Source organism: Salmonella sp. 32031103-2018-00083-FB-01-SM-01 (assembly GCF_017571995.1).
Taxonomy (GTDB): domain Bacteria; phylum Pseudomonadota; class Gammaproteobacteria; order Enterobacterales; family Enterobacteriaceae; genus Salmonella; species Salmonella enterica.
Genome location: NZ_JAGEQL010000004.1, coordinates 343,313 through 364,816 on the forward strand (window position 1 = coordinate 343,313; position 21,504 = coordinate 364,816).

Consider the following 21,504-nt stretch of genomic DNA (forward strand, 5'->3'; position numbering starts at 1 on the left):
TAAATGCCTTATCCGGCCTACAGATCTGCTTAACGCGCAACCCAACCTAAGGTCCGCTGTGCCAGCGCATCGCGCGCAGGCGGTAATAACTCCATCGCCATTAAACCGATATTGCGCCCAATAACCAGCGGCGCCCAACGATTTGCAAACAGATGGACCAGACCGTTCGTTACGCCAATCGTCGTATCCCGGTCAACCTGACGACGCTGCTGATAGCGCGATAACACGTGCCAGGCGCCAATATCCTCGCCCGCGTCCTGTGCCGCGACCAGCGTTTCCGCCAGGCTCATGACATCACGCAGACCGAGATTAAACCCTTGTCCGGCGATAGGATGCAACGTCTGCGCCGCATTGCCGACCACGACAGTCCGGTGAGTAAACACTTTTGCCGCCGTAGTAAGGGCAAGCGGATACGCGCTGCGCTTACCGGCCTGAGTAATTCGCCCCAGCCGCCAGCCAAACGCGGCCTGCAACGCATGACAGAACTGCGCGTCGGACCAGCTCAGCACCTCATCGCGCTGGTCGAGCGGGTGACACCAAACCAGCGAACATCGGTCATGCGACATCGGCAACATCGCCAGCGGGCCATTGGGAGTAAAACGTTCAAAGGCGCGTCCCTGATGCGGGATCGCGGTCGCGACATTCGCTATCACCGCTAACTGTTCGTAAGGCTCCTGATGCCAGTCAACGCCGCAGGCTGACGCCAGCGCGGAGTGGGTACCGTTAGCCGCCACCAGCACGCTGCCAGCTATCACATTGCCATTTTCCAGTGTGACGTTAACCTGCTGTTGGGTACGCGACACGCTGGCTACGCGCTCCGGGCAGTGCAGCGTAACGCCTGGCGCTTTACGCAAGAGCGCAAACAGACGCAGCCCGATATCATGCAGCTCCGCAACGTGACCCAACGCTGCCAGACTGTAGTCCTGCGCGTCGAGAGTCACAAATCCGGCATGGCCGCGATCGCTGACGTGTACGGTGTTGATTGCCGTTGCGCAATCGGAAATCGCCTGCCAGACGCCAATTCGCGCCAGTTGCTGGCAAGTGCCCGCCGCCAGCGCAATCGCTCTGGCGTCAAAGCCGGGATGGCCGTCGGCTTCAGGCGCTTTCGCTTCAATCAGGTGTACCGGCAACGTCCCATGACTGAACTGAGAGATGGCCAGCGCCAGCGTCGCGCCTGCCATGCCGCCGCCAACGATAATGACGCTCATTGCTGCCGCGCCGCCGCCATTAATGCCTCAATGTCATCCGCCTTCTTCACAACGCCAGCGGTCAGGTTTTCATTACCGGTTTCGGTAATGACAATGTCATCTTCAATTCGAACGCCAATGCCGCGATACGCTTCCGGCACGTCGGCATCCGGCGCGATATAGAGGCCTGGCTCTACGGTCAGCACCATGCCCGGCTCCAGGATGCGGGAGCGATCCGGCCCATAAACGCCGACATCATGAACATCCAGCCCCAGCCAGTGGCTCAAGCCATGCATAAAGAAAGGACGATGCGCATTTTCGGCAATCAGTTGATCAACCTCTCCTTGCAAAATCCCCAGCTTCACCAGCCCGGTTATCATGATGCGCACGACTTCGCCGGTCACCTCCTGAATAGAGGTGCCAGGACGGAACAGTCGCAGGCTGGTCTCCAGCGATTCCAGAACGATGTCATAAATTTCACGCTGAGCTGGCGTGAATTTCCCGTTCACCGGGAAAGTACGCGTGATGTCGCCCGCGTAACCTTTATATTCACAGCCCGCGTCGATAAGCACTAAATCGCCGTCGCGCATTTCACTTTCGTTTTCAGTGTAATGCAGGATACAGCCATTTTCGCCGCTGCCGACAATGGTGTTATAGGAGGGATAGCGCGCGCCGTGGCGATTAAATTCGTGGTGAATTTCACCCTCCAACTGATACTCAAACATCCCCGGACGGCATTTTTCCATCGCGCGGATATGCGCCAGCGCGCTAATTTCCCCGGCACGGCGCAGGACAGCAATCTCTTCCGGCGATTTGAACAGGCGCATCTCATGGACGATCGGTCGCCAGTCAGTCATGGTGGCCGGCGCGGTCAGATTCTGGCGGGAGCCTTTACGCAGCTTCTCCAGCGCAGCCAGAACAATCTCGTCGGCATACGCATATTCGCCCTGCGCGTGGTACACCACATCCAGACCATTAAGCAACTGAAAGAGTTGCTGGTTGATTTCGCTAAACGCCAGCGCCCGGTCAACACCCAGTTTTTCCGGCGCGGCATCCTGTCCTAAACGGCGACCAAACCAGATTTCCGCCGTCAGGTCGCGAACGCGGTTGAACAAAACGCTGTGGTTGTGGGTGTCATCACTCTTAATCAGTACCAGCACGGCTTCCGGTTCGTTAAAACCGGTGAAATACCAGAAGTCGCTACTCTGGCGATACGGATATTCACTGTCTGCGCTGCGCGTCGCCTCCGGCGCGGCAAAGATCAGCGCGGCGCTGCCGGGCTGCATTTGCGCCAGTAATGCCTGGCGACGGCGTTGGTATTCCTGCTGAGTCATGACATGGCCTCCATTTCGTTTTTTCTTAGTGTAGCGTCGGTTTACGCACTTCCGGCGCGGTCGGCTGTTGGCGCGTGAAAGTGTCATGACATAACAGCGCCGCAACACGGACATATTCGATGATCTCTTCGAGCGACATCTCCAGCTCTTCCTGATCTTCGCTCTCATCATAACCAAGCTGCGCAATATTACGCAGGTCGTCAATCGCTTCACCCGTTTCGCCGGTGACTTTATCAAGTTTAGGCTGCGTTACGCCGAGGCCAAGCAAAAAGTGGTTAACCCACCCGGCTAATGCATCAGCGCGATCGAATACGCTGACATCGTCGCCTTCAGGCAGATAAAGCTGAAAAAGAAAGCCGTCGTCTTCCAGCGCGTCGCTGGTCGCCGCGTGCATTTTGCGCAGCGCCTGAGCAAGCTCATGCCCGAAGGCCAGACCTTCGTTCGTCAGGTCGTGCAACAGCGGCTGCCATGAGCTGTCGTTGTTGCCGCCGCAAATCATCCCGCTGATTAAACCATGCATTTCAGCCGGGGTCAGACCGGCCCCTTGTTGATTCAAAAACCGGTTCATTTCGTTGTAACCAGGCATTTCGTTCTGTATAGACATAAGCATTCGTCATCAAAGGGAGGATATTCATGATATGCTACCACTTTGGACCCTGGTGAACCAGAAAAGGGCTTGTATCTTCACACCAGGGTAGCTATAGTGTCGCCCCTTCGCGGACCTTGGGTCTGGAGACGAAGGCAGCGCAGTCAATCAGCAGGAAGGTGGCATGTCTGCACAACCCGTCGATATCCAAATATTTGGCCGTTCACTGCGAGTGAATTGCCCGCCTGACCAAAGGGATGCGTTGAATCAGGCTGCGGACGATCTGAATCAGCGGTTGCAAGATCTGAAAGTTCGCACTAGAGTCACAAATACTGAGCAGTTGGTTTTCATTGCCGCATTGAATATCAGCTATGAGTTAACTCAGGAAAAAGCGAAGACCCGCGATTACGCGGCGAGCATGGAACAACGTATTCGGATGCTACAACAGACCATCGAACAGGCGTTGCTTGATCAAGGTCGCATAACCGAAAAAACGGGCCAAAACTTTGAATAACACTTTTCGCTTTACTATGGTAAAGTGATTGTGAAAACAGAATTTCTCTGAGATGTTTGCAAGCGGGCCAGTCCCCTGAGCCGATATTTCATACCACAAGAATGTGGCGCTCCGCGGTTGGTGAGCATGCTCGGTTCGTCCGAGAAGCCTTAAAACTGTGACGACACATTCACCTTGAACCAAGGGTTCAAGGGTTACAGCCTGCGGCGGCATCTCGGAGATTCCCCTTCTGACTGGCAACAGCCATGACGCAACTTCCCGAACTCTCTTTATCACGACAAGAAATCCGCCGAATGATTCGGCAACGTCGCCGTGCGCTAACGCCAGAGCAGCAACGCCGCTTTGGTCAACAGGCCGCCGCCCGAATGCTCAGCTTTCCTCCCGTCGTGATGGCGCACACTGTCGCCGTGTTTCTCTCCTTTGATGGCGAACTCGACACCCAGCCGCTGATAGAACAGCTATGGCAAGCGGGCAAGCGCGTCTACCTTCCGGTTCTTCATCCCTTCAGCCCTGGCAACCTCCTGTTCCTGCACTATCATCCGCAGAGTGCACTGGTGACCAACCGCTTAAAGATCCGGGAGCCACGGCTTGATGTCCGCGACGTATTGCCGCTGGCAAAGCTGGATGTGCTGGTAACGCCGTTAGTGGCGTTTGACGAAGGCGGGCAGCGCCTGGGGATGGGCGGCGGATTTTATGACCGTACGTTGCAAAACTGGCAGCAGCATAAGATCCTACCTGTGGGCTACGCGCATGATTGCCAGTTAGTGGAAAAGCTGCCGGTTGAAGAGTGGGATATCCCGCTGCCTGCGGTGGTGACGCCGTCCAAAATTTGGGAGTGGTAGCCGTGTTTTGTCGATTGACAGCGTCGCTTTTTTGACCTAAATTTCTCGGTGAAGGGTGAGGGAGGCGAACCTCCCTCCTGCGTACTCACTGTTAATATGCTGGGCAAGCGATGATTAACAGGATCAGCAGCATGATGACGTATCTCATCATCGTCCCTTTCCTTTTTAGAGCCCCTGCCTCGGTAGGGGCTTTCCCGTTTCAGCGCTATGCTGAGCCCTTATCGTAAATTCCTTTTATTGCTGTACAACACGCAACGCTGCCTTTAATTACCAATTGCGGCAAGGCTCGAAAACAGAATGTATGCGTTACACGAAGAGATGTTGAGGCAGGGAAACCAGAGAAAGGATGGGCAGGTCATCTCCTGCCCATTTAGAGGAAATTAGTACAGCAGACGGGCGCGAATGGTGCCCGGAATCGCCTTCATCGCCAGCAGCGCTTTCTCCGCCACATCGCCATCGGCTTCTATATCAATTACCACATACCCCATTCGGGCGGAGGTTTGCAGATACTGCGCGGCAATGTTAACGCCCTGCTCGGCAAAGATCTGGTTAAGCGCGGTCAATACACCTGGGCGGTTTTCGTGGATGTGCATCAGGCGACGACCACCGTGCAGCGGCAGCGACACTTCCGGGAAGTTCACGGCGGAAAGCGTCGAGCCGTTATCCGAATACTTAATCAGTTTTCCTGCAACTTCCAGACCGATGTTTTCTTGCGCCTCCTGCGTCGAGCCGCCGATATGCGGCGTCAGGATCACGTTATCGAATTCGCACAGCGGAGAGGTAAACGGATCGCTATTAGTGGCCGGTTCCGTCGGGAAGACGTCGATAGCCGCCCCCGCCAGATGTTTCGTCGCCAGCGCGTCGCACAAAGCCGGGATATCCACTACCGTACCGCGCGCGGCGTTAATCAGCAGCGAACCCGGCTTCATCAGGGCAATCTCTTTAGCACCCATCATGTTTTTGGTGGAGGCGTTTTCAGGTACGTGCAGACTGACCACATCGCTCATATTCAGCAATTCAGACAGGTGCTGCACCTGAGTTGCGTTACCAAGCGGCAGTTTATTTTCAATATCATAGAAATAGACATGCATCCCCAGCGATTCCGCCAGAATGCCCAACTGCGTTCCGATATGGCCGTAGCCGATAATGCCAAGCTTTTTACCACGCGCTTCGAACGATCCCGCCGCCAGTTTATTCCATACGCCGCGGTGCGCTTTGGCGTTCGCTTCCGGCACGCCGCGCAGCAGCAGCAATAGCTCGCCAATCACCAGCTCCGCCACGGAACGGGTATTCGAGAATGGCGCGTTAAAGACCGGAATACCGCGTTTTGCCGCCGCATTTAAATCCACCTGGTTGGTGCCGATGCAAAAACAGCCAATCGCCACTAGCTTCTCTGCGGCGTTAATCACTTCTTCTGTCAGATGAGTACGGGATCGCAGACCGATGAAGTGGGCATCGCGGATGGACGCTTTCAACTGTTCAGCGTCCAGCGCGCCCTTGTGATATTCAATGTTGGTGTAACCTGCCGCACGAAGGCTTTCCAGCGCCTTTTGATGCACCCCTTCAACCAGCAGAAATTTAATTTTATCTTTCTCCAGCGATACCTTTGCCATTTCCCCGATCCTGTCTTTTTTTGCCATCTGATGTTGTGTGTGGATTTGCATCCGTCCTTCAACATATCAAAAAAAATTATCACGGCAATATGAACGTTTGCGCCAGCGTCGTGAAGGAATCGCATACAGCGGGAAATAGCAGATGAAAATACCGGGAATAACTTTTTCTTTGGAGGGATCGGCAGGGCAAACGATTAAACGTGATACATGTCACCAAATTTGCCCTGACCGAATTTTTTACGCGGCAGGAAATACGCCTGGCGGGATCATTTTACGATGGTTTTCACCCCGTCCGGCGTGCCGATCAGTGCGACATCGGCGCCACGGTTGGCGAACAACCCTACGGTCACGACGCCCGGAATCGCGTTAATGGCGTTTTCCAGCGCGATGGGATCAAGGATTTCCATACCATAAACATCCAGAATCACGTTGCCGTTATCCGTGACCACGTTCTGACGGTACTCCGGACGCCCTCCCAGCTTCACCAGTTGACGAGCGACCGCGCTGCGCGCCATCGGAATCACTTCGACCGGCAACGGGAATTTGCCAAGAATATCCACCTGTTTAGAGGCATCCGCAATACAGATAAATTTCTCCGCCACGGAAGCAATAATTTTCTCACGGGTTAATGCCGCGCCGCCGCCTTTGATCATCTGCATATGACCGTTGATTTCGTCCGCGCCATCGACATAGATACCCAGGCTATCCACTTCGTTGAGATCAAACACATGAATACCGAGGCCTTTGAGTTTTTCAGTCGAGGCGTCCGAGCTGGAGACCGCGCCTTCAATCTGGCCTTTCATTGTGCCCAGCGCATCAATAAAGTGTGCGGCCGTTGAGCCTGTACCAACGCCCACAATGGTGCCGGGCTGTACATACTGAAGTGCCGCCCATCCTACCGCTTTTTTCAGTTCATCCTGCGTCATAGATCGTTTCGCCTGTGGTGTGAAAATACAGCCGCATTATAGAACATTGTCGGGAAAAATCTCCGTGTCCGTACACAGGCTACGGATTTCATCTGTACCGACGGCAAATTTATGTCATAGTGCGGAAAAAAATAACAGGAGCATGACACAACAATGAAACGTCCGGACTACAGAACACTACAGGCGCTGGATGCCGTTATACGTGAACGAGGATTCGAGCGCGCCGCCCAGAAGCTGTGCATCACGCAATCCGCCGTCTCACAGCGCATAAAACAGCTTGAGAATATGTTCGGACAACCTTTGTTGGTGCGTACCGTTCCTCCTCGCCCCACGGAGCAAGGGCAAAAATTACTGGCTCTGCTGCGTCAGGTTGAACTGCTGGAAGAAGAGTGGCTGGGCGATGAACAAACCGGCTCTACGCCGCTGCTGCTGTCGCTGGCGGTTAACGCTGACAGTCTGGCGACCTGGCTGCTTCCGGCGCTGGCGCCGGTGCTGGCGGACTCCCCTATCCGTCTCAATTTACAGGTGGAAGATGAAACGCGCACGCAAGAACGTCTGCGTCGCGGCGAGGTGGTGGGCGCGGTGAGTATTCAGCATCAGGCGCTGCCCAGTTGCCTGGTAGACAAACTGGGCGCGCTCGACTATCTGTTTGTCGCGTCAAAGCCGTTTGCCGAGCGCTATTTCCCCAATGGCGTTACCCGGTCGTCGCTGCTGAAAGCGCCCGCCGTCGCGTTCGACCATCTGGATGATATGCATCAGGCCTTTTTGCAACAGAATTTCGATCTACCACCCGGCAGCGTGCCGTGCCATATCGTTAATTCATCCGAAGCGTTTGTACAGCTTGCGCGTCAGGGCACGACCTGCTGCATGATCCCTCACCTGCAGATTGAGAAAGAGCTGGAAAGCGGCGAGTTGATCAACTTAACGCCTGGTTTGCTACAACGCCGGATGCTTTACTGGCACCGCTTTGCCCCGGAAAGCCGGATGATGCGCAAAGTAACCGACGCGCTGCTGGAGTACGGGCACAAGGTGCTGCGTCAGGATTAGCCTCTCAATGAATGCCGGATGGCGGCGTGAACGTCTTATCCGGCCTGCATGACCCATTATTCCCCCGTCGCTTCTTTGAAATTCATCACAAAATCATTGCGTTCAGGCGGCAAAAAACGAGAACACCGGGAGAAAACGCGGCCTGGAAGCGCCCAGGCCGGGCGAGATTACTGCGTGCTGGCGGCCGTTGTCGACGTCTGCCCTGTTCCAGGTTCAAGCTGGAATACCACATCGACCTGATCGTCGAACTGAATAGTCGGCTGCTCGTAAGTTTCCTGCGCGGATACCGGCGCAGCATCTGCGGCTTTCATCATTCGCACCACCGGACTCGGCTGATAATTAGAGACATGGTAACGAACGCTGTAAACCGGCCCCAATTTGCTGTTAAAACCGGCTGCCAGCGCTTGCGCCTGATGAATCGCGTCATCAATGGCGGCTTTGCGGGCCTTGTCTTTATAGGCGTCCGGTTGCGCCACGCCCAGCGATACCGAACGAATCTCGTTCAGACCCGCCTTCAGCGCGCCGTCCAGCAGCGAATTGAGTTTATCTAACTGACGCAGCGTCACTTCAACGGTTCGCACCGCGCGATACCCTTTCAGAATGCTTTTACCGTTTTGGTAATCATAATCCGGCTGCGTGCGCAGATTCGCCGCGCTAATGTCTTTTTTCGCAATCTGATTTTGCTCAAGGAAGGAAAGATATTGCGCCACGCGCTCATCGGCCTGCTTCTTCGCCGTCGCCGCATCCTTCGCCGCGACGTTCACTTCAATCGCTAAGGTGGCGATATCAGGCACAGCATCGACGCTTGCCGTACCGGAAGTCACGATGTGCGGGCCTTCCGGCAATTCGCTTGCCTGCGCCGACATTGCACTTAAACCCACTAATGCCGCCAGGGCCATCACTTTGAACTTCACAGTCTCTCCTCCATATTGCAGTCATTGCCCTGATATACAGGGCGCATGCAGGCAAGCTTAGCGGATATCGGCCTGTTGTCCATCAGACAACGCTTAGTTGAAAAGCGCGTGCATATGCGCGACGCCTTCCCGCGCCAGTTGGAAGGCGATAAGCCACATCACCACCCCAACCAGAATGTTGATAATGCGTTGAGCTTTCGCCGTACGCAGTCGAGGCGCAAGCCAGGCCGCCAGTAGCGCTAACCCAAAAAACCATAAGAACGACGCGCTAATCGTGCCGAGAGCAAACCAGCGCTTTGGCTCCATAGCCAGTTGCCCGCCGAGACTGCCCAACACGACAAACGTATCCAGATAAACGTGCGGATTCAGCCACGTTACCGCCAGCATCGTAGCAATAATTTTCCAGCGCCCCTGCTTCATAACCTCGGCGCTGGCCAGCTCCAGATTACTGCTCATTGCCGTTTTCAGCGCGCCAAAACCGTACCATAACAAGAACGCGACCCCGCCCCATGTGACCAGCGCCAGCAGCCACGGCGACTGCATCAGCAACGCGCTGCCGCCAAAAATACCGGCGCTGATCAGGACTAAATCACTTAACGCGCAAAGCAGCGCTATCATGAGGTGGTACTGGCGACGAATTCCCTGATTCATCACAAACGCATTTTGCGGGCCAAGCGGAAGGATCATGGCGGCGCCAAGGGCAAGCCCTTGAAAATAATAAGATATCACGTTAACTACCCTGAGCTGTTTTTCTTAAAGGCAGACTATAGCGCGGGAATATTATTAGCGGAAATTGATAATTTTAATCACTAATAAGAAAAGCTAATGAAGAGACTGAATAACGGATGGCGGCTACGCTTATCCGCTCAATAACCAGAGAATACTGGAGGCGGATAAGCGCAGCGCCGGCAGGCAGCGCGGGAGAAAAATTACTCCGCGGCGTTATCTTTCACACGTTTAAAATTGACGTCCATCTGCGGGTACGGGAAGCTAATACCAGCGGCGTCGAATTCACGTTTAATACGTTCCAGCACGTCCCAGTAGACATTTTGCAGGTCGCTGCTTTTACTCCAGACACGCACCACAAAATTAATTGATGAGGCGCCCAGCTCATTCAAACGTACCGTCATTTCGCGATCTTTTAAAATACGATCGTCGGACTCGATAATCGTGGTTAGCAGCTGTTTCACCTGATCGATATCCGAATCGTAGGCCACCCCAATAATGAATTCGTTACGGCGAACCGGCTCACGAGAATAGTTGATGATATTTCCCGCGATAATTTTGCCATTCGGAATCACAATAATTTTGCCGTCTACCGCGCGCATTGTCGTGGAAAAGATTTGCACGTTCAGTACCGTACCGGCAACGCCGCCCAAATCGACATACTCACCGGCGCGGAACGGACGGAACATAACCAGCAATACCCCAGCCGCAAGGTTAGAAAGCGATCCCTGTAATGCCAGGCCAACGGCTAAACCGGCGGCGCCCAGTACGGCAATAACCGAGGCGGTTTGAACCCCCACGCGACCCAGAGCCGCAATCAGCGTAAAAGCGGTAACCCCATAGCGCACCAGCGCGGAAAGAAAGTCGGCCACTGTCGCATCAATATGACGCGCACGCATCAGACGATTTACCGTATTGGAGATCACGCGCGCTACAATCAAGCCGATGATGATAATAGCGATAGCCGCAACAATATTCACAGCATAGCTGAGCAATAACGCCTGGTTGCGTACCAGCCAGGTGCCCGCACCATTTATGCTGTCGACAACATTCAAATCTTCCATTCAATATTCCTTGGTCATAGCAAAACAAGCAAATGAGATCATTCTCACGAAAAGAACTTTTTAAAGGTAAACAAAAACAGAGGAATATGCCATTTTTCGGCATCATCCCAAAAAAGGCAGGTACACTGTGAGTTGGCCGGATGAAAGCGTTAACGCCGCTCTCCGGAAATAACGATAAAAAAATGGCTTCCCGAGGGAAGCCATTTTAATCAACAGACTACATTACAGAACGTCAATCGCGTTCAGTTCTTTAAATGCTTTTTCCAGACGAGCGATCATCGAAGTCTGGCCAGCACGCAGCCATACGCGCGGGTCATAGTATTTCTTGTTCGGCTGATCTTCGCCTTTCGGGTTGCCCAGCTGGCCTTGCAGATACGCTTCGTTTTCTTTGTAGTAGTTCAGAACACCTTCCCAGGTTGCCCATTGGGTATCGGTATCGATGTTCATTTTCACTACGCCGTAGCTTACGGAGTCTTTGATTTCCTGAGCAGTAGAACCGGAACCGCCGTGGAAAACGAAGTTCAGGCTGTTGTGCGGCAGGTTGTGTTTCTTAGAAACATACTCCTGAGAATCACGCAGAATGGTCGGGGTCAGAACCACGTTACCCGGCTTGTAAACGCCGTGTACGTTACCGAAGGAAGCGGCAATGGTGAAACGCGGGCTGATTTTGCTCAGCTCAGTGTACGCGTAATCAACATCTTCCGGCTGGGTGTACAGGGCAGAAGCGTCCATGTGGCTGTTGTCCACGCCGTCTTCTTCGCCACCGGTGCAACCCAGTTCGATTTCCAGAGTCATGCCAATTTTGGACATGCGCGCCAGGTATTTGGAGCAGATTTCGATGTTTTCGTGCAGAGACTCTTCAGACAGGTCGATCATGTGAGAAGAGAACAGCGGTTTACCGGTCGCTGCGAAGTGTTTTTCACCCGCGTCCAGCAGACCGTCGATCCACGGCAGCAGTTTCTTGGCGCAGTGGTCAGTGTGCAGGATAACCGGAACACCGTAGTGCTCAGCCATCTGGTGAACGTGATGCGCGCCAGAGATAGCGCCCAGGATTGCCGCGCCCTGAGGTACGTCAGTTTTCACGCCTTTACCCGCGATGAAGGAAGCGCCGCCGTTGGAGAACTGAACGATGACCGGTGCTTTAACTTTTGCAGCGGTTTCCAGAACAGCGTTGATGGAATCAGTGCCCACGCAGTTAACTGCCGGCAGAGCAAAATTGTTTTCTTTTGCTACCTGGAACACTTTCTGTACGTCATCACCAGTGATCACGCCTGGTTTTACGAAATCAAAAATTTTAGACATGTTTCGTTGTCCTGTATCGTCGGGCTTTGGGAAAAAACACGGGCCGCCCTGAATGTCAGATCGGCGATAAATCAACGGGCAGGAATCCCTGCCCGTAACGATTACTTCTTAGCGCGCTCTTCGAGCATCGCTACGGCTGGCAGAACTTTACCTTCCACGAATTCGAGGAATGCGCCGCCGCCAGTAGAAATGTAGGAAATTTTGTCAGCAATGCCGAACAGGTCGATTGCCGCCAGGGTGTCGCCGCCGCCAGCGATGGAAAACGCTTCGCTATCAGCGATGGCATTCGCCACGATTTCAGTCCCTTTACGGAAGTTCGGGAACTCAAACACGCCAACCGGGCCGTTCCACAGAATGGTTTTGGCATTCTTGAGGATTTCAGCCAGCTGCTGAGCGGAAGCATCGCCGATATCCAGGATCTGCTCGTCTTCTTTCACGTCGTTAACGGATTTCAGAGTCGCCGGTGCGGTTTCGGAGAACTCGGTGGCAACGCGAACATCGGTCGGAACCGGGATATCGCAGGTGGTCAGCAGACGTTTTGCTTCGTCAACCAGGTCAGCTTCGTACAGGGATTTACCGACGCTGTGGCCCTGAGCGGCAACGAAGGTATTGGCGATACCGCCGCCGACAATCAGCTGGTCAGCGATTTTAGACAGGGAATCCAGAACGGTCAGTTTGGTAGATACTTTAGAACCACCAACGATAGCCACCATCGGACGAGCCGGCTCTTTCAGCGCTTTACCCAGCGCATCCAGTTCAGCGGCCAGCAGCGGGCCTGCGCACGCGACGTCAGCAAATTTGCCGATACCGTGGGTAGAAGCCTGCGCGCGGTGCGCAGTACCAAAGGCGTCCATCACGAATACGTCACACAGGGCGGCATATTTTTTAGACAGCGCTTCGTCGTCTTTCTTTTCGCCTTTGTTAAAGCGAACGTTTTCCAGAACCACCAGCTCACCTTCGGCCACGTCGACGCCGTCCAGGTAATCTTTGACCAGGCGAACCGGGTTAGACAGTTTGTCTTTCAGGTAGTTAACAACCGGCAGCAGAGAGAATTCTTCGTTGTACTCGCCTTCGGTAGGACGACCCAGGTGGGAAGTTACCATCACTTTCGCGCCCTGTTTCAGAGCCAGTTCGATGGTCGGCAGAGAGGCGCGGATACGCGCGTCGCTGGTCACTTTCCCTTCTTTAACAGGTACGTTCAGATCCGCACGGATAAAAACGCGTTTCCCGGCCAGATCCAGATCGGTCATCTTAATTACAGACATGGTGAATCCTCTCAATGATGCTTAAAGTTTTGTCGACGCTGACGCGTCGAGCCTGAAACCAACTGCGGCCATCGCTAACGTGGTGTCGAGCATCCGGTTAGCAAAGCCCCATTCATTATCGCACCAGACCAGCGTCTTGATCAGGTGGGCGCCACTGACCCGGGTTTGCGTGCCATCAACAATGGCGCTGTGCGGGTCGTGGTTAAAATCTATCGAGACCAACGGTGATTCCGTATAGTCAACTATACCATGAAATGCACCTTGTGCTGCTTTTTGCAGCAACTGGTTGACTTCACTGGCTTTTACTGGTTTTTTCACCGTTACGCTTAAATCGATCGCCGTCACATTAATGGTTGGAACGCGCACCGCAATCGCCTCAAAACGATCGTTAAACTGCGGGAATATACGCGTAATGCCTGCCGCCAGTTTCGTATCTACCGGGATAATCGACTGGCTGGCCGCGCGCGTGCGCCGTAGATCGGAGTGATACGCGTCGATCACCTGCTGATCGTTCATCGCGGAGTGGATCGTCGTGACGGTACCAGACTCGATGCCGTAAGCATCATCCAACAATTTAATGACGGGAATTATGCAATTCGTGGTACAGGACGCGTTTGAGACAATACGATGTTCCGCACGCAGTTGGTTCTGGTTCACGCCAAAAACGACGGTGGCGTCAAGATCGTTGCTGCCCGGATGAGAAAAGAGCACTTTCTTCGCGCCAGCGGCAATATGCGCCTCGCCATGCTCCCGGTTGCCATATACGCCCGTACAATCCAACACGACATCCACGCCCAGTTCGCGCCACGGCAGATCCGCCAGCGTTCGTTCATGCAGAATACGAATGACATCGTCGCCGACAAAAAGCTGCTCGCGCTCGTGGCGAACCTCCCATGCAAAACGCCCGTGGCTGGTATCGTATTTCAACAAATGCGCCATGCCTGCGGCATCCGCCAGCTCGTTGATGGCCACCACGGTAATTTCCGCCCGACGTCCGGATTCATACAAAGCACGAACCACGTTACGCCCGATGCGACCAAAGCCATTAATCGCTATGCGTACGGTCATAGGTCTCCTGCAAGGCTATCCCGATTCAGATGAGGCTGACAGAGTAATGCAGCTCATCGTCGAGTAAAACCTCACCTGTCGCAAACTGCGACTGATTGGTTAATTGTCGAACATTTAATTAACTGAAACGCTTCAGCTAGAATAAGCGAAACGGGGAATAAAAGGAATGTTTGTCCAGTCGAAGAAGACAGTTATCTGACCTGCATCACATTTCATGGCCGCTTACGCTGCAATTTATTCCATATTTAAGAATCACCAGTACATCCGTCAGATCTTTTCATCGCCGCGTCACAAATACTGATTTATATCAGAAAGCGCTGCCGCCAGCGTCTATATTATCAGCGCCACGTCCGAGTCTCGGAGTCCTGTAACGATGACTGTATCTCACCACAATGCCTCTACAGCGCGCTTTTACGCGCTTCGTCTGCTTCCCGGCCAGGAAGTGTTTTCCCAATTACACGCCTTTGTGCAACAGAACCAATTACATGCCGCCTGGATTGCAGGGTGTACCGGCAGTCTGGCCGATGTTGCGCTGCGTTATGCCGGGCAAGAGGCGACCACATCGCTCACCGGCACGTTTGAAGTTATCTCGCTAAACGGCACGCTTGAATTGACCGGCGAGCATCTGCATCTCGCGGTATCAGATCCCTACGGGGCTATGCTCGGCGGCCATATGATGCCAGGGTGTACCGTGCGTACCACGCTGGAACTGGTTATCGGCGAGCTGCCAGCACTGACGTTCAGCCGTCAACCGTGCGCCATTTCCGGTTATGACGAACTGCATATTTCTTCCCGTTAATTGACGACTCTTTAAGAGGTACTTTATGGCGCGTCGCCCGTTTTCCAGCCAGTCTCTGGTGCTGATTGTCATCGCTATTGCCATCAATATGATTGGCGGACAGCTTATTAGCATGTTGAAGCTGCCTATTTTTCTCGACTCGATCGGCACCTTAATTAGTGCGGTGCTGTTAGGGCCGTTCATCGGCATGTTGACTGGGCTTCTGACCAACTTGCTGTGGGGGCTACTTACCGACCCTATCGCTGCCGCGTTTGCCCCGGTAGCGATGGTTATCGGTCTGGTCGCCGGGTGGCTGGCGCGCGCAGGCTGGTTTCGTACCCTGCCCAAAGTGATCGTCAGCGGCGTCGTCATTACGTTAGCGGTGACGCTGGTCGCCGTACCGCTTCGTACCGCGCTTTTTGGCGGCGTTACCGGTAGCGGCGCTGATTTATTCGTCGCCTGGATGCATTCAATGGGCCAAAACCTGGTGGAGTCGGTCGCGATTACCGTCATAGGTGCTAATCTGGTCGATAAAATTCTGACGGCGATCATCGTTTGGGTGCTGCTGCGTCAGCTACCGTTACGTACGACACGGCATTTTCCTGCGATGTCAGCCGTACGCTAAATGCATCCGTTTACCTCGTTAACCTTATGGGCGCTGGCGGCCTGCACCACGCTGCTGCTCTCTGCGCAGACCGTGCTCCCGATTTATAGCGCGGCGGCCTTCCTCTGTCTGCTGGCGCTGAAATCAACGCGGCGGCGGGCGAAGTATGTCGCCTGGCTGATGCTGTCTTTAGGGTTTGGGCTATGGCTGGTACATGGCGGTTGGCTAACGGAATGGATAAGCGGGCAGCCTCGCGATCCGCAGCGCTGGGTATATGCCGTTACGCTATGGCTACGTCTGCTGGCGATCGTGTCGACGTCGCAGCTATGGATGCAGTATGTGCCGGTTCAGCGGTTTATTCGCGCCCTGTTCGCTTCACGTCTGCCACCCGGCATCGCTTACCTGTTCGCTGGCCCGCTGCTGGTCGTCGAACAACTCAAACGACAACTGACGATCGTTCATGAAGCCCAGCGCGCGCGCGGCGTACCGCTGGATGAAGGCTGGTATCAGCGGCTACGGGCTATGCCTGCGCTGATCGTGCCGCTTACGCAAAATGCGCTTAACGATCTGACAATACGCGGCGCGGCGTTGGATATGCGGGGGTTTCGGCTGCATCGAGCCCGAACCACGCTGTGGGCGCCGAAAGATAGCATGTTACAACGGGTTGCGCGGTATGGCATGGTACTGCTAATACTAGCGGAAGCGGGAGTATGGATATGGTTACGTTAGAGCAGTTTCGTTATCTTCCGTCCGATGCGACACGCCCGCCGGCATGTTTTGATTTCCACTATTCAACACCCGGAATAGTGGCAATAGTCGGCGATAACGGCAGCGGAAAAAGTACGCTGGCGCAACTGATGGCTGGCTGGTATCCGGATTATCTTCCCGGCGATATTGACGGCACAGGCTTACTGCTTGGCGTCCCTATCGGGCGGCTCCCGCTGGTAGAACAGTCGCCCACCATCCAGTTGGTGCAGCAATCGCCATATTTACAGCTTTCCGGCTGTACCTTTAGCGTAGAGGAAGAGGTGGCGTTTGGCCCGGAGAATCTCGGCCTCCATGAAGCGGAAATTTTACGGCGCATTGACGAGGCGCTGACTCTGACAAACTGCCAGTCGTTACGCCATCGCCATCCCGGCACGCTCTCCGGCGGCGAAACGCAGCGGGTAGTAATTGCCAGCGCGCTTGCCATGCAGCCCAGACTGTTAATTCTTGATGAAGCCTTCAGTCGGCTGACGTCAGCGGCCACCGGGATGCTGCTGGAACGGTTACAACAGTGGGCGCTGGAACGTCATTCTCTCATTGTGCTTTTTGAGCGTAACCATTTTCCTTTTCTGACGCGATGCCAGCGGGTATGGCAATTGCGCGACGGAGCGCTAACCCCATTATGTTGACGTTAAATCAGGTCGCTTATCGCTGGCCGGATGCCGCAGCCGACTGTTTGCACGCTATCTCGCTTGAACTTCGTGACGGCGAATGGCTGGCGTTGACCGGCGATAACGGCGCGGGAAAATCAACACTGTTACGGATTATGGCCGGCCTGCTTTCCCCCACTTCCGGCTCGGTAACGCTTAATGGAGAGCCGATTGCGCAGCTTAAAAATCGTCAACGCGCCGCCGCTATCGGCGTACTCTTTCAGGAAGCAGAAAACCAGATTTTCCACAGCAATGTCGCGCAAGAGGTCGCTTTTGGGCTGAAACTACAACGCTTATCGGCGGAGGAAATTTCACGGCGCACGCAGGCCGCGCTGCGGTTATGCCAGCTAACGGACGTCGCCGAGGCACACCCGCTTGATCTGCACGCCGCGCAGCGCCGGATGGTGGCGGTCGCCAGTCTGGAGGCGATGGCGCCGCCTGTGTTATTGCTGGATGAACCCAGCCGGGATTTTGACGCCCACTGGCTAACCGTATTTGAACACTGGCTGGCGACATGCCGGGCCCGGGGAACCAGCGTCGTGGCGATTAGCCATGACGCTGCGTTTACCCGGCGTCATTTTTCACGGGGGGTACGGCTGCATAATGGCGCGATAACGCCGCGTAACATCATTAAGGACACGCCATCCGATATTCGCCCGTAGAGGTCATTTCCAGCATGAGATCGGCTGGCAGGCTACTTTCCAGCACCCGGCGCACATTTGGGCCGTCGGTGCGTTCATAAAAGGTTTCCGCCTCCGCCTGTGATAATCCTCCCGCCAGTTTACGTCCAATCAACCGGGCGCGTAAGGTTTCCGCCGGGGCGCGAATAAATAATGAGAAATCGCAAAACTCCGCTAACGCGCGCCATCTGTCGTCATCACGCAGGAGCCAGTTTCCTTCCACAATCACGATCGGCGCCGTGACCATAACAGCGTGTTCCACCGGGTCGTGCCGCTGTCGGTCGTACTGCGGCCAGGTCGCTTCGCCAGCCCGCACCAGACGCAGATTTTCCGCCAGCTTATCAACGTCAAAGGTTTCCGGCGCGCCTTTACAGGCACGTAAATGATGCGCCTCCAGCCAGCGGTTATAGTAATGAAAGCCATCCATGGGAAGCGTTTGAATTTCCGGCAGGCCAGCATCCTGACGAGAGAGATATTCCCAGAAGGTGGTCAGCGTGGATTTGCCTGTGCCGGGCGGCGCGCTAAGAAAAACGATGGTACGGCGCTCAGGTTTAGCGGCATGTACTTTAGCCAGTTGTTGCAGTAAGGGCTTGTGAACCTTCTCTATTTCATCATCATGATAATGTGCTTCAACGTGCAGCCCATTAACCGTTAATGCGATTTTCACGGCGTTAATTCCTTTAAAATTGTCGTTACCGCCAGCGCCATCGCCGTTTTGACCATACCGGTAAAACGCACCTCAGACCACGCGGCGAAGTCGGCAAACTTCATCGACTCCAGCGCGCCATATAAGGGCGCATTACGGGTAATACAGTTAACGTTACTGATGAAGTCCCAGGTAATGTCGTCGGCAAAACCGGGAATCGCGTCCTGTTCATGCAGGTACTGATAAAACTGAGAAAAATGGGTGATGTCAGCGTAGAGCCATTTATCCATTTTCCCCAGCGCATAAATCAGACGTAATGCAACGTCGATATCGTCAAGCGGCCCGCTTTGAGCGAGTAACGGCTTCACTGCATATTCCACAATTTCTTCATCATTATCGACAAACAGCGACGGCAGAAAGCGCTTAATGCCCTGGAGCAAAATGTTATGTGCCGTCGTCATAAACGAAAGTAAATTATTTTGAGCATCCAGTTGCTCAAGCACATCGTCTTCTGTCAGCGTCGTCATTTGTGTCCCGATATACTCATCGTCTTTCAAGCTACAGGTGGGCGTGGACTTGCCACCGTCCTTCATCCTGAAAAGCCCAGAGTATATACCCTAAATAATTCGAGTTGCAGACAAGCGGCAAGAGAGAGAACCACCAGGAGCTTACATAAGTAAGTGACTGGTGTGAACGCGCGTCGCCAACGTACTTGCAACGTGAAGAATGACGGGGATAAGTCACCATGAATGCAGAGAGTCTATAATATTACACGTTCGATCTGCGCTACCAATCAGTAAAGTTTGCGTGCGCACACCGTTCGCAACCCGTTGGATCCCGTTAACCAGATCGCCGCCCGTAACGCCCGTCGCGCTAAAGAGAATGTCGTTACCGGCAGCCAGCTCATCAAGGGAGTAGACACGGTTAACCGCAACGCCCATTTCTTCGCAGCGTTGACGCTCCTGTTGCGCCACCAGGCGGTTGTCAGCGTTGTCCCCTTTCGCTTCACAAAAGTCGAGTAGCTCCGCCTGCATATCACCGCCCAGCGCTTTTACCGCACAGGCGGAAATTACGCCTTCAGGCGCGCCGCCAATGGTATACATCAGATCATAAGGGTTATCCTGCAAACAGGTCAGGACGCTGGCCGCTACATCACCATCGGGGAGAGCGAATACCTTAACCCCAAGTTGCGTCGCCTGTGTAATGGCCGGTTTCAGCCGCGGTTTATCTAACGTGACCATACGCAGATCCTCCAGCGGCTTATTTAGCGCCCTGGCGACATTTCGCAGATTATCGGTTAACGATAACGCCAGATTGATCACGCCTTTCGCCTGCCGATTTACAACCAGCTTTTTCATATACATATCGGGCGCATGTAACAAGCTGCCCCGGGGCGCAAACGCCATGACGGCCAGCGCATTACTTTGTCCCATGGCGACCATTCGGGTGCCTTCTATAGGATCGACGGCGATATCCACCTCCGGCCCCTCGCCGTTACCCACCTCCTCGCCAATCCATAACATGGGCGCATGATCGAGCTCCCCCTCGCCGATGACGATCCGCCCACGGATGGCGATATCATTCAATGCCTGTCGCATCGCGGTAACAGCCAGCCCATCAATTCTGTTCTTATCGCCGCATCCCGTTTGCGGCCAGGCAGCCAGTGCTGCCTGCTCCGTAATGCGAAATAGCGGCCATGCCAGAGACATCATGCCGCCTCCCCGATATCCACGCCAAATTGCGCCAGCAGGTATCTTTCCGCTTTTTCGTTCCAGATGCCGTGCGTCTCTTCAACCAGACGCGCCAGCTCCCTGAACAACGGATCCGTTTTTCCTTTTTCGGCGAAATCAGTAATCGCCGTCAGCGGCATGGTGACGCCGTTATAGATAAGCTTCTTACCGCCGGGAATATCCGGCAGGTTGAGTACGGTGTCCGGTACTGCATCCAGCCCACCAATATGCGTCACCATGAATGAAGGCTGAAGCTGTGCTGTTGCGCTTAACGTAATAGCCTCTTTCATATCCTCCGTGGAGCCGCCGGATGTCCCTACGACATGGGTACTGTTGTAATGCACATTGTAGAAATTAAACGGTACCTTGAACTGGCTATCTGTCGGCCCGGCAAAGAAATTCAGGCAACCGTCTTCGGCGAGAAGATCGTCAGCCATTTCAACGACGGACGGAACGGCGGCATAAACAAAGACATCATCAAATCCTGCGCCATCGGTTAATGTCCGAAGTTGCGCAGCAGGATCAGCCATGCCCGCGGTATTCACATAGATAAGCTCAATGCCCTTCTCAGCGGCCTGTTTGACCGGCAGCAGTTTTTTAGCCTGCGCCAGGCGGGCTTCATCGATATCGACCACCACAACTCGCGCCGGCTGGATCCCGCCGTTAATGGCATAATCAATCGCACCAATGCCCATCGGTCCGGCACAGGCCAGGAGCGCGATATTACCGCCGGGTTTGACTCCCATCCGATGTTCATAAACATAAGGTGTTGTATGGTAATTGGCGTTATAAGCGCCAATAATGCAGCACATCGGTTCCGCCAGCGATGCCGCGGCAAAATATGAGCCGTGATACGGTAAAACACAGCCCAGATTAATCGCTACTTCCGGGATTATCATGTACGTGGCGTTACCGCCAAAATATTCGTAACTGTAGCCAGCAGAATAACCGCTCGGCAGGCCCATCGCCGGTTGTAAAACAAAACGCTGTCCTTTTTTATATTTATCAGTCAGATTTTTTCCTACTTCGACGATAATTCCAGCACATTCATGCCCCGTAATGACTGGATGATTTTCCAGATCATCTGGCACTCGTTTATGTTCACTGCCTAATAAAGCGGCTTTCCAGGTAGAGAGACATACGCTGTCGGAAATTACGCTTACGAGCAGCTCATTCTCCGTAATGTCGGGTAATTCAAACTCACGGATACGGACATCCCGCTTGCCATATATAGCAGCTACTTTCGTTTTCATATTTACTCCA

At 54.1% G+C, this 21,504-nt stretch carries 23 protein-coding genes and 1 other RNA gene; 9 read left to right on the forward strand and 15 right to left on the reverse strand.

Going from position 1 to position 21,504, the window contains the following annotated elements:
- Positions 1-29: 29 nt before the first annotated feature.
- From ubiH to J4614_RS14320, 3 genes are read right to left on the reverse strand one after another with little or no spacing between them, the layout of a single operon-like run.
- Positions 30-1,208, reverse strand: a complete 1,179-nt coding sequence (ubiH, locus tag J4614_RS14310; RefSeq protein ID WP_000111137.1) for a 2-octaprenyl-6-methoxyphenyl hydroxylase — start codon at positions 1,206-1,208, stop codon at positions 30-32.
- Positions 1,205-2,521: a Xaa-Pro aminopeptidase gene (pepP, locus tag J4614_RS14315; RefSeq protein WP_000193681.1), complete on the reverse strand. Its 1,317-nt coding sequence runs from the start codon at positions 2,519-2,521 to the stop codon at positions 1,205-1,207. The genes ubiH and pepP overlap by 4 nt, the downstream gene beginning before the upstream one ends.
- Before the next feature lie 25 nt (positions 2,522-2,546).
- The gene (locus J4614_RS14320; RefSeq protein ID WP_000027236.1) at positions 2,547-3,125 is read right to left on the reverse strand and encodes a YecA family protein; all 579 of its coding nucleotides are present in this window, start codon (positions 3,123-3,125) and stop codon (positions 2,547-2,549) included.
- Positions 3,126-3,291: 166 nt separating this feature from the next.
- On the opposite strand from J4614_RS14320, the gene zapA reads away from it, so the two are divergent.
- From zapA to J4614_RS14335, 3 genes are all read left to right on the forward strand, one after another.
- A complete protein-coding gene (gene zapA, locus J4614_RS14325) occupies positions 3,292-3,621 on the forward strand; it encodes a cell division protein ZapA (protein WP_001276011.1) in 330 nt (109 codons plus the stop codon).
- 41 nt (positions 3,622-3,662) lie between these two features.
- A non-coding RNA gene (gene ssrS / locus J4614_RS14330) (6S RNA) lies at positions 3,663-3,846 on the forward strand.
- Between the two features lie 20 nt (positions 3,847-3,866).
- The gene (locus tag J4614_RS14335) at positions 3,867-4,463 is read left to right on the forward strand and encodes a 5-formyltetrahydrofolate cyclo-ligase (RefSeq protein ID WP_001528060.1); all 597 of its coding nucleotides are present in this window, start codon (positions 3,867-3,869) and stop codon (positions 4,461-4,463) included.
- Between the two features lie 380 nt (positions 4,464-4,843).
- On the opposite strand, the gene serA is transcribed toward J4614_RS14335, so the two are convergent.
- Positions 4,844-6,076 (reverse strand): phosphoglycerate dehydrogenase, encoded by a 1,233-nt coding sequence (gene serA / locus J4614_RS14340; protein ID WP_001151627.1) that lies wholly within the window; start codon positions 6,074-6,076, stop codon positions 4,844-4,846.
- 266 nt (positions 6,077-6,342) lie between these two features.
- Positions 6,343-7,002, reverse strand: coding sequence for a ribose-5-phosphate isomerase RpiA (gene rpiA / locus J4614_RS14345; RefSeq protein ID WP_000189741.1), 660 nt, complete (start codon positions 7,000-7,002; stop codon positions 6,343-6,345).
- A gap of 153 nt (positions 7,003-7,155) precedes the next feature.
- Here rpiA and argP point away from each other — a divergent pair, with 153 nt between their 5' ends.
- Positions 7,156-8,049, forward strand: coding sequence for a DNA-binding transcriptional regulator ArgP (gene argP, locus J4614_RS14350; RefSeq protein ID WP_000828345.1), 894 nt, complete (start codon positions 7,156-7,158; stop codon positions 8,047-8,049).
- Positions 8,050-8,216: 167 nt separating this feature from the next.
- On the opposite strand, the gene J4614_RS14355 is transcribed toward argP, so the two are convergent.
- The 6 genes from J4614_RS14355 to epd form a co-directional block, all read right to left on the reverse strand.
- Entirely contained in the window at positions 8,217-8,963 is a 747-nt protein-coding gene (locus tag J4614_RS14355) for an oxidative stress defense protein (RefSeq protein ID WP_000669854.1), read from the reverse strand.
- 93 nt (positions 8,964-9,056) lie between these two features.
- Positions 9,057-9,692, reverse strand: a complete 636-nt coding sequence (gene argO / locus J4614_RS14360; protein WP_000626876.1) for an arginine exporter ArgO — start codon at positions 9,690-9,692, stop codon at positions 9,057-9,059.
- A 200-nt stretch (positions 9,693-9,892) separates the two neighbouring features.
- A complete protein-coding gene (locus J4614_RS14365) occupies positions 9,893-10,753 on the reverse strand; it encodes a small-conductance mechanosensitive channel MscS (protein WP_208293217.1) in 861 nt (286 codons plus the stop codon).
- Positions 10,754-10,975: 222 nt separating this feature from the next.
- Entirely contained in the window at positions 10,976-12,055 is a 1,080-nt protein-coding gene (gene fbaA / locus J4614_RS14370; RefSeq protein WP_000034387.1) for a class II fructose-bisphosphate aldolase, read from the reverse strand.
- Between the two features lie 101 nt (positions 12,056-12,156).
- The gene (gene pgk / locus J4614_RS14375; protein WP_000111274.1) at positions 12,157-13,320 is read right to left on the reverse strand and encodes a phosphoglycerate kinase; all 1,164 of its coding nucleotides are present in this window, start codon (positions 13,318-13,320) and stop codon (positions 12,157-12,159) included.
- A 21-nt stretch (positions 13,321-13,341) separates the two neighbouring features.
- Positions 13,342-14,388 carry an erythrose-4-phosphate dehydrogenase gene (gene epd / locus J4614_RS14380; RefSeq protein WP_000218338.1) on the reverse strand — a complete coding sequence of 349 codons (1,047 nt, stop codon included), beginning with the start codon at positions 14,386-14,388 and terminating at the stop codon, positions 13,342-13,344.
- A 373-nt stretch (positions 14,389-14,761) separates the two neighbouring features.
- Here epd and J4614_RS14385 point away from each other — a divergent pair, with 373 nt between their 5' ends.
- The 5 genes from J4614_RS14385 to J4614_RS14405 are packed head-to-tail and all read left to right on the forward strand — an operon-like array spanning position 14,762 to position 17,847.
- On the forward strand, positions 14,762-15,187 hold the full coding sequence (locus tag J4614_RS14385) for a PPC domain-containing DNA-binding protein (RefSeq protein ID WP_000218562.1): 426 nt from the start codon (positions 14,762-14,764) through the stop codon (positions 15,185-15,187).
- A gap of 25 nt (positions 15,188-15,212) precedes the next feature.
- Entirely contained in the window at positions 15,213-15,791 is a 579-nt protein-coding gene (locus J4614_RS14390; protein WP_000124001.1) for an ECF transporter S component, read from the forward strand.
- The gene (locus tag J4614_RS14395) at positions 15,792-16,499 is read left to right on the forward strand and encodes an energy-coupling factor transporter transmembrane component T (protein ID WP_000553281.1); all 708 of its coding nucleotides are present in this window, start codon (positions 15,792-15,794) and stop codon (positions 16,497-16,499) included.
- Entirely contained in the window at positions 16,487-17,164 is a 678-nt protein-coding gene (locus J4614_RS14400) for an energy-coupling factor ABC transporter ATP-binding protein (RefSeq protein ID WP_001520421.1), read from the forward strand. The genes J4614_RS14395 and J4614_RS14400 overlap by 13 nt, the downstream gene beginning before the upstream one ends.
- A complete protein-coding gene (locus tag J4614_RS14405; RefSeq protein ID WP_208293218.1) occupies positions 17,158-17,847 on the forward strand; it encodes an ATP-binding cassette domain-containing protein in 690 nt (229 codons plus the stop codon). Before J4614_RS14400 ends, J4614_RS14405 begins: the two co-directional genes overlap by 7 nt.
- On the opposite strand, the gene J4614_RS14410 is transcribed toward J4614_RS14405, so the two are convergent.
- From J4614_RS14410 to J4614_RS14425, 4 genes are all read right to left on the reverse strand, one after another.
- Positions 17,816-18,532, reverse strand: a complete 717-nt coding sequence (locus tag J4614_RS14410) for a nucleoside/nucleotide kinase family protein (RefSeq protein ID WP_001630723.1) — start codon at positions 18,530-18,532, stop codon at positions 17,816-17,818. The genes J4614_RS14405 and J4614_RS14410 overlap by 32 nt on opposite strands.
- Positions 18,529-19,038 carry an MltR family transcriptional regulator gene (locus tag J4614_RS14415; RefSeq protein WP_000209974.1) on the reverse strand — a complete coding sequence of 170 codons (510 nt, stop codon included), beginning with the start codon at positions 19,036-19,038 and terminating at the stop codon, positions 18,529-18,531. Before J4614_RS14415 ends, J4614_RS14410 begins: the two co-directional genes overlap by 4 nt.
- A gap of 213 nt (positions 19,039-19,251) precedes the next feature.
- On the reverse strand, positions 19,252-20,223 hold the full coding sequence (glpX, locus tag J4614_RS14420; RefSeq protein WP_001549372.1) for a class II fructose-bisphosphatase: 972 nt from the start codon (positions 20,221-20,223) through the stop codon (positions 19,252-19,254).
- Positions 20,220-21,494: a zinc-binding dehydrogenase gene (locus J4614_RS14425; protein WP_000853170.1), complete on the reverse strand. Its 1,275-nt coding sequence runs from the start codon at positions 21,492-21,494 to the stop codon at positions 20,220-20,222. The genes glpX and J4614_RS14425 overlap by 4 nt, the downstream gene beginning before the upstream one ends.
- Positions 21,495-21,504: the final 10 nt, after the last annotated feature.

Coding starts and splice junctions, on each gene's coding strand:
- J4614_RS14415 (WP_000209974.1), bottom strand. CDS start 19,038: ATGACGACGCTGACAGAAGACGATGTGCTTGAGCAACTGGATGCTCAA.
- rpiA (WP_000189741.1), bottom strand. CDS start 7,002: ATGACGCAGGATGAACTGAAAAAAGCGGTAGGATGGGCGGCACTTCAG.
- pepP (WP_000193681.1), bottom strand. CDS start 2,521: ATGACTCAGCAGGAATACCAACGCCGTCGCCAGGCATTACTGGCGCAA.
- J4614_RS14335 (WP_001528060.1), top strand. CDS start 3,867: ATGACGCAACTTCCCGAACTCTCTTTATCACGACAAGAAATCCGCCGA.
- J4614_RS14395 (WP_000553281.1), top strand. CDS start 15,792: ATGCATCCGTTTACCTCGTTAACCTTATGGGCGCTGGCGGCCTGCACC.
- J4614_RS14385 (WP_000218562.1), top strand. CDS start 14,762: ATGACTGTATCTCACCACAATGCCTCTACAGCGCGCTTTTACGCGCTT.
- J4614_RS14365 (WP_208293217.1), bottom strand. CDS start 10,753: ATGGAAGATTTGAATGTTGTCGACAGCATAAATGGTGCGGGCACCTGG.
- J4614_RS14405 (WP_208293218.1), top strand. CDS start 17,158: ATGTTGACGTTAAATCAGGTCGCTTATCGCTGGCCGGATGCCGCAGCC.
- glpX (WP_001549372.1), bottom strand. CDS start 20,223: ATGATGTCTCTGGCATGGCCGCTATTTCGCATTACGGAGCAGGCAGCA.
- ubiH (WP_000111137.1), bottom strand. CDS start 1,208: ATGAGCGTCATTATCGTTGGCGGCGGCATGGCAGGCGCGACGCTGGCG.
- argP (WP_000828345.1), top strand. CDS start 7,156: ATGAAACGTCCGGACTACAGAACACTACAGGCGCTGGATGCCGTTATA.
- epd (WP_000218338.1), bottom strand. CDS start 14,388: ATGACCGTACGCATAGCGATTAATGGCTTTGGTCGCATCGGGCGTAAC.
- J4614_RS14320 (WP_000027236.1), bottom strand. CDS start 3,125: ATGTCTATACAGAACGAAATGCCTGGTTACAACGAAATGAACCGGTTT.
- J4614_RS14425 (WP_000853170.1), bottom strand. CDS start 21,494: ATGAAAACGAAAGTAGCTGCTATATATGGCAAGCGGGATGTCCGTATC.
- zapA (WP_001276011.1), top strand. CDS start 3,292: ATGTCTGCACAACCCGTCGATATCCAAATATTTGGCCGTTCACTGCGA.
- serA (WP_001151627.1), bottom strand. CDS start 6,076: ATGGCAAAGGTATCGCTGGAGAAAGATAAAATTAAATTTCTGCTGGTT.
- fbaA (WP_000034387.1), bottom strand. CDS start 12,055: ATGTCTAAAATTTTTGATTTCGTAAAACCAGGCGTGATCACTGGTGAT.
- J4614_RS14400 (WP_001520421.1), top strand. CDS start 16,487: ATGGTTACGTTAGAGCAGTTTCGTTATCTTCCGTCCGATGCGACACGC.
- pgk (WP_000111274.1), bottom strand. CDS start 13,320: ATGTCTGTAATTAAGATGACCGATCTGGATCTGGCCGGGAAACGCGTT.
- J4614_RS14390 (WP_000124001.1), top strand. CDS start 15,213: ATGGCGCGTCGCCCGTTTTCCAGCCAGTCTCTGGTGCTGATTGTCATC.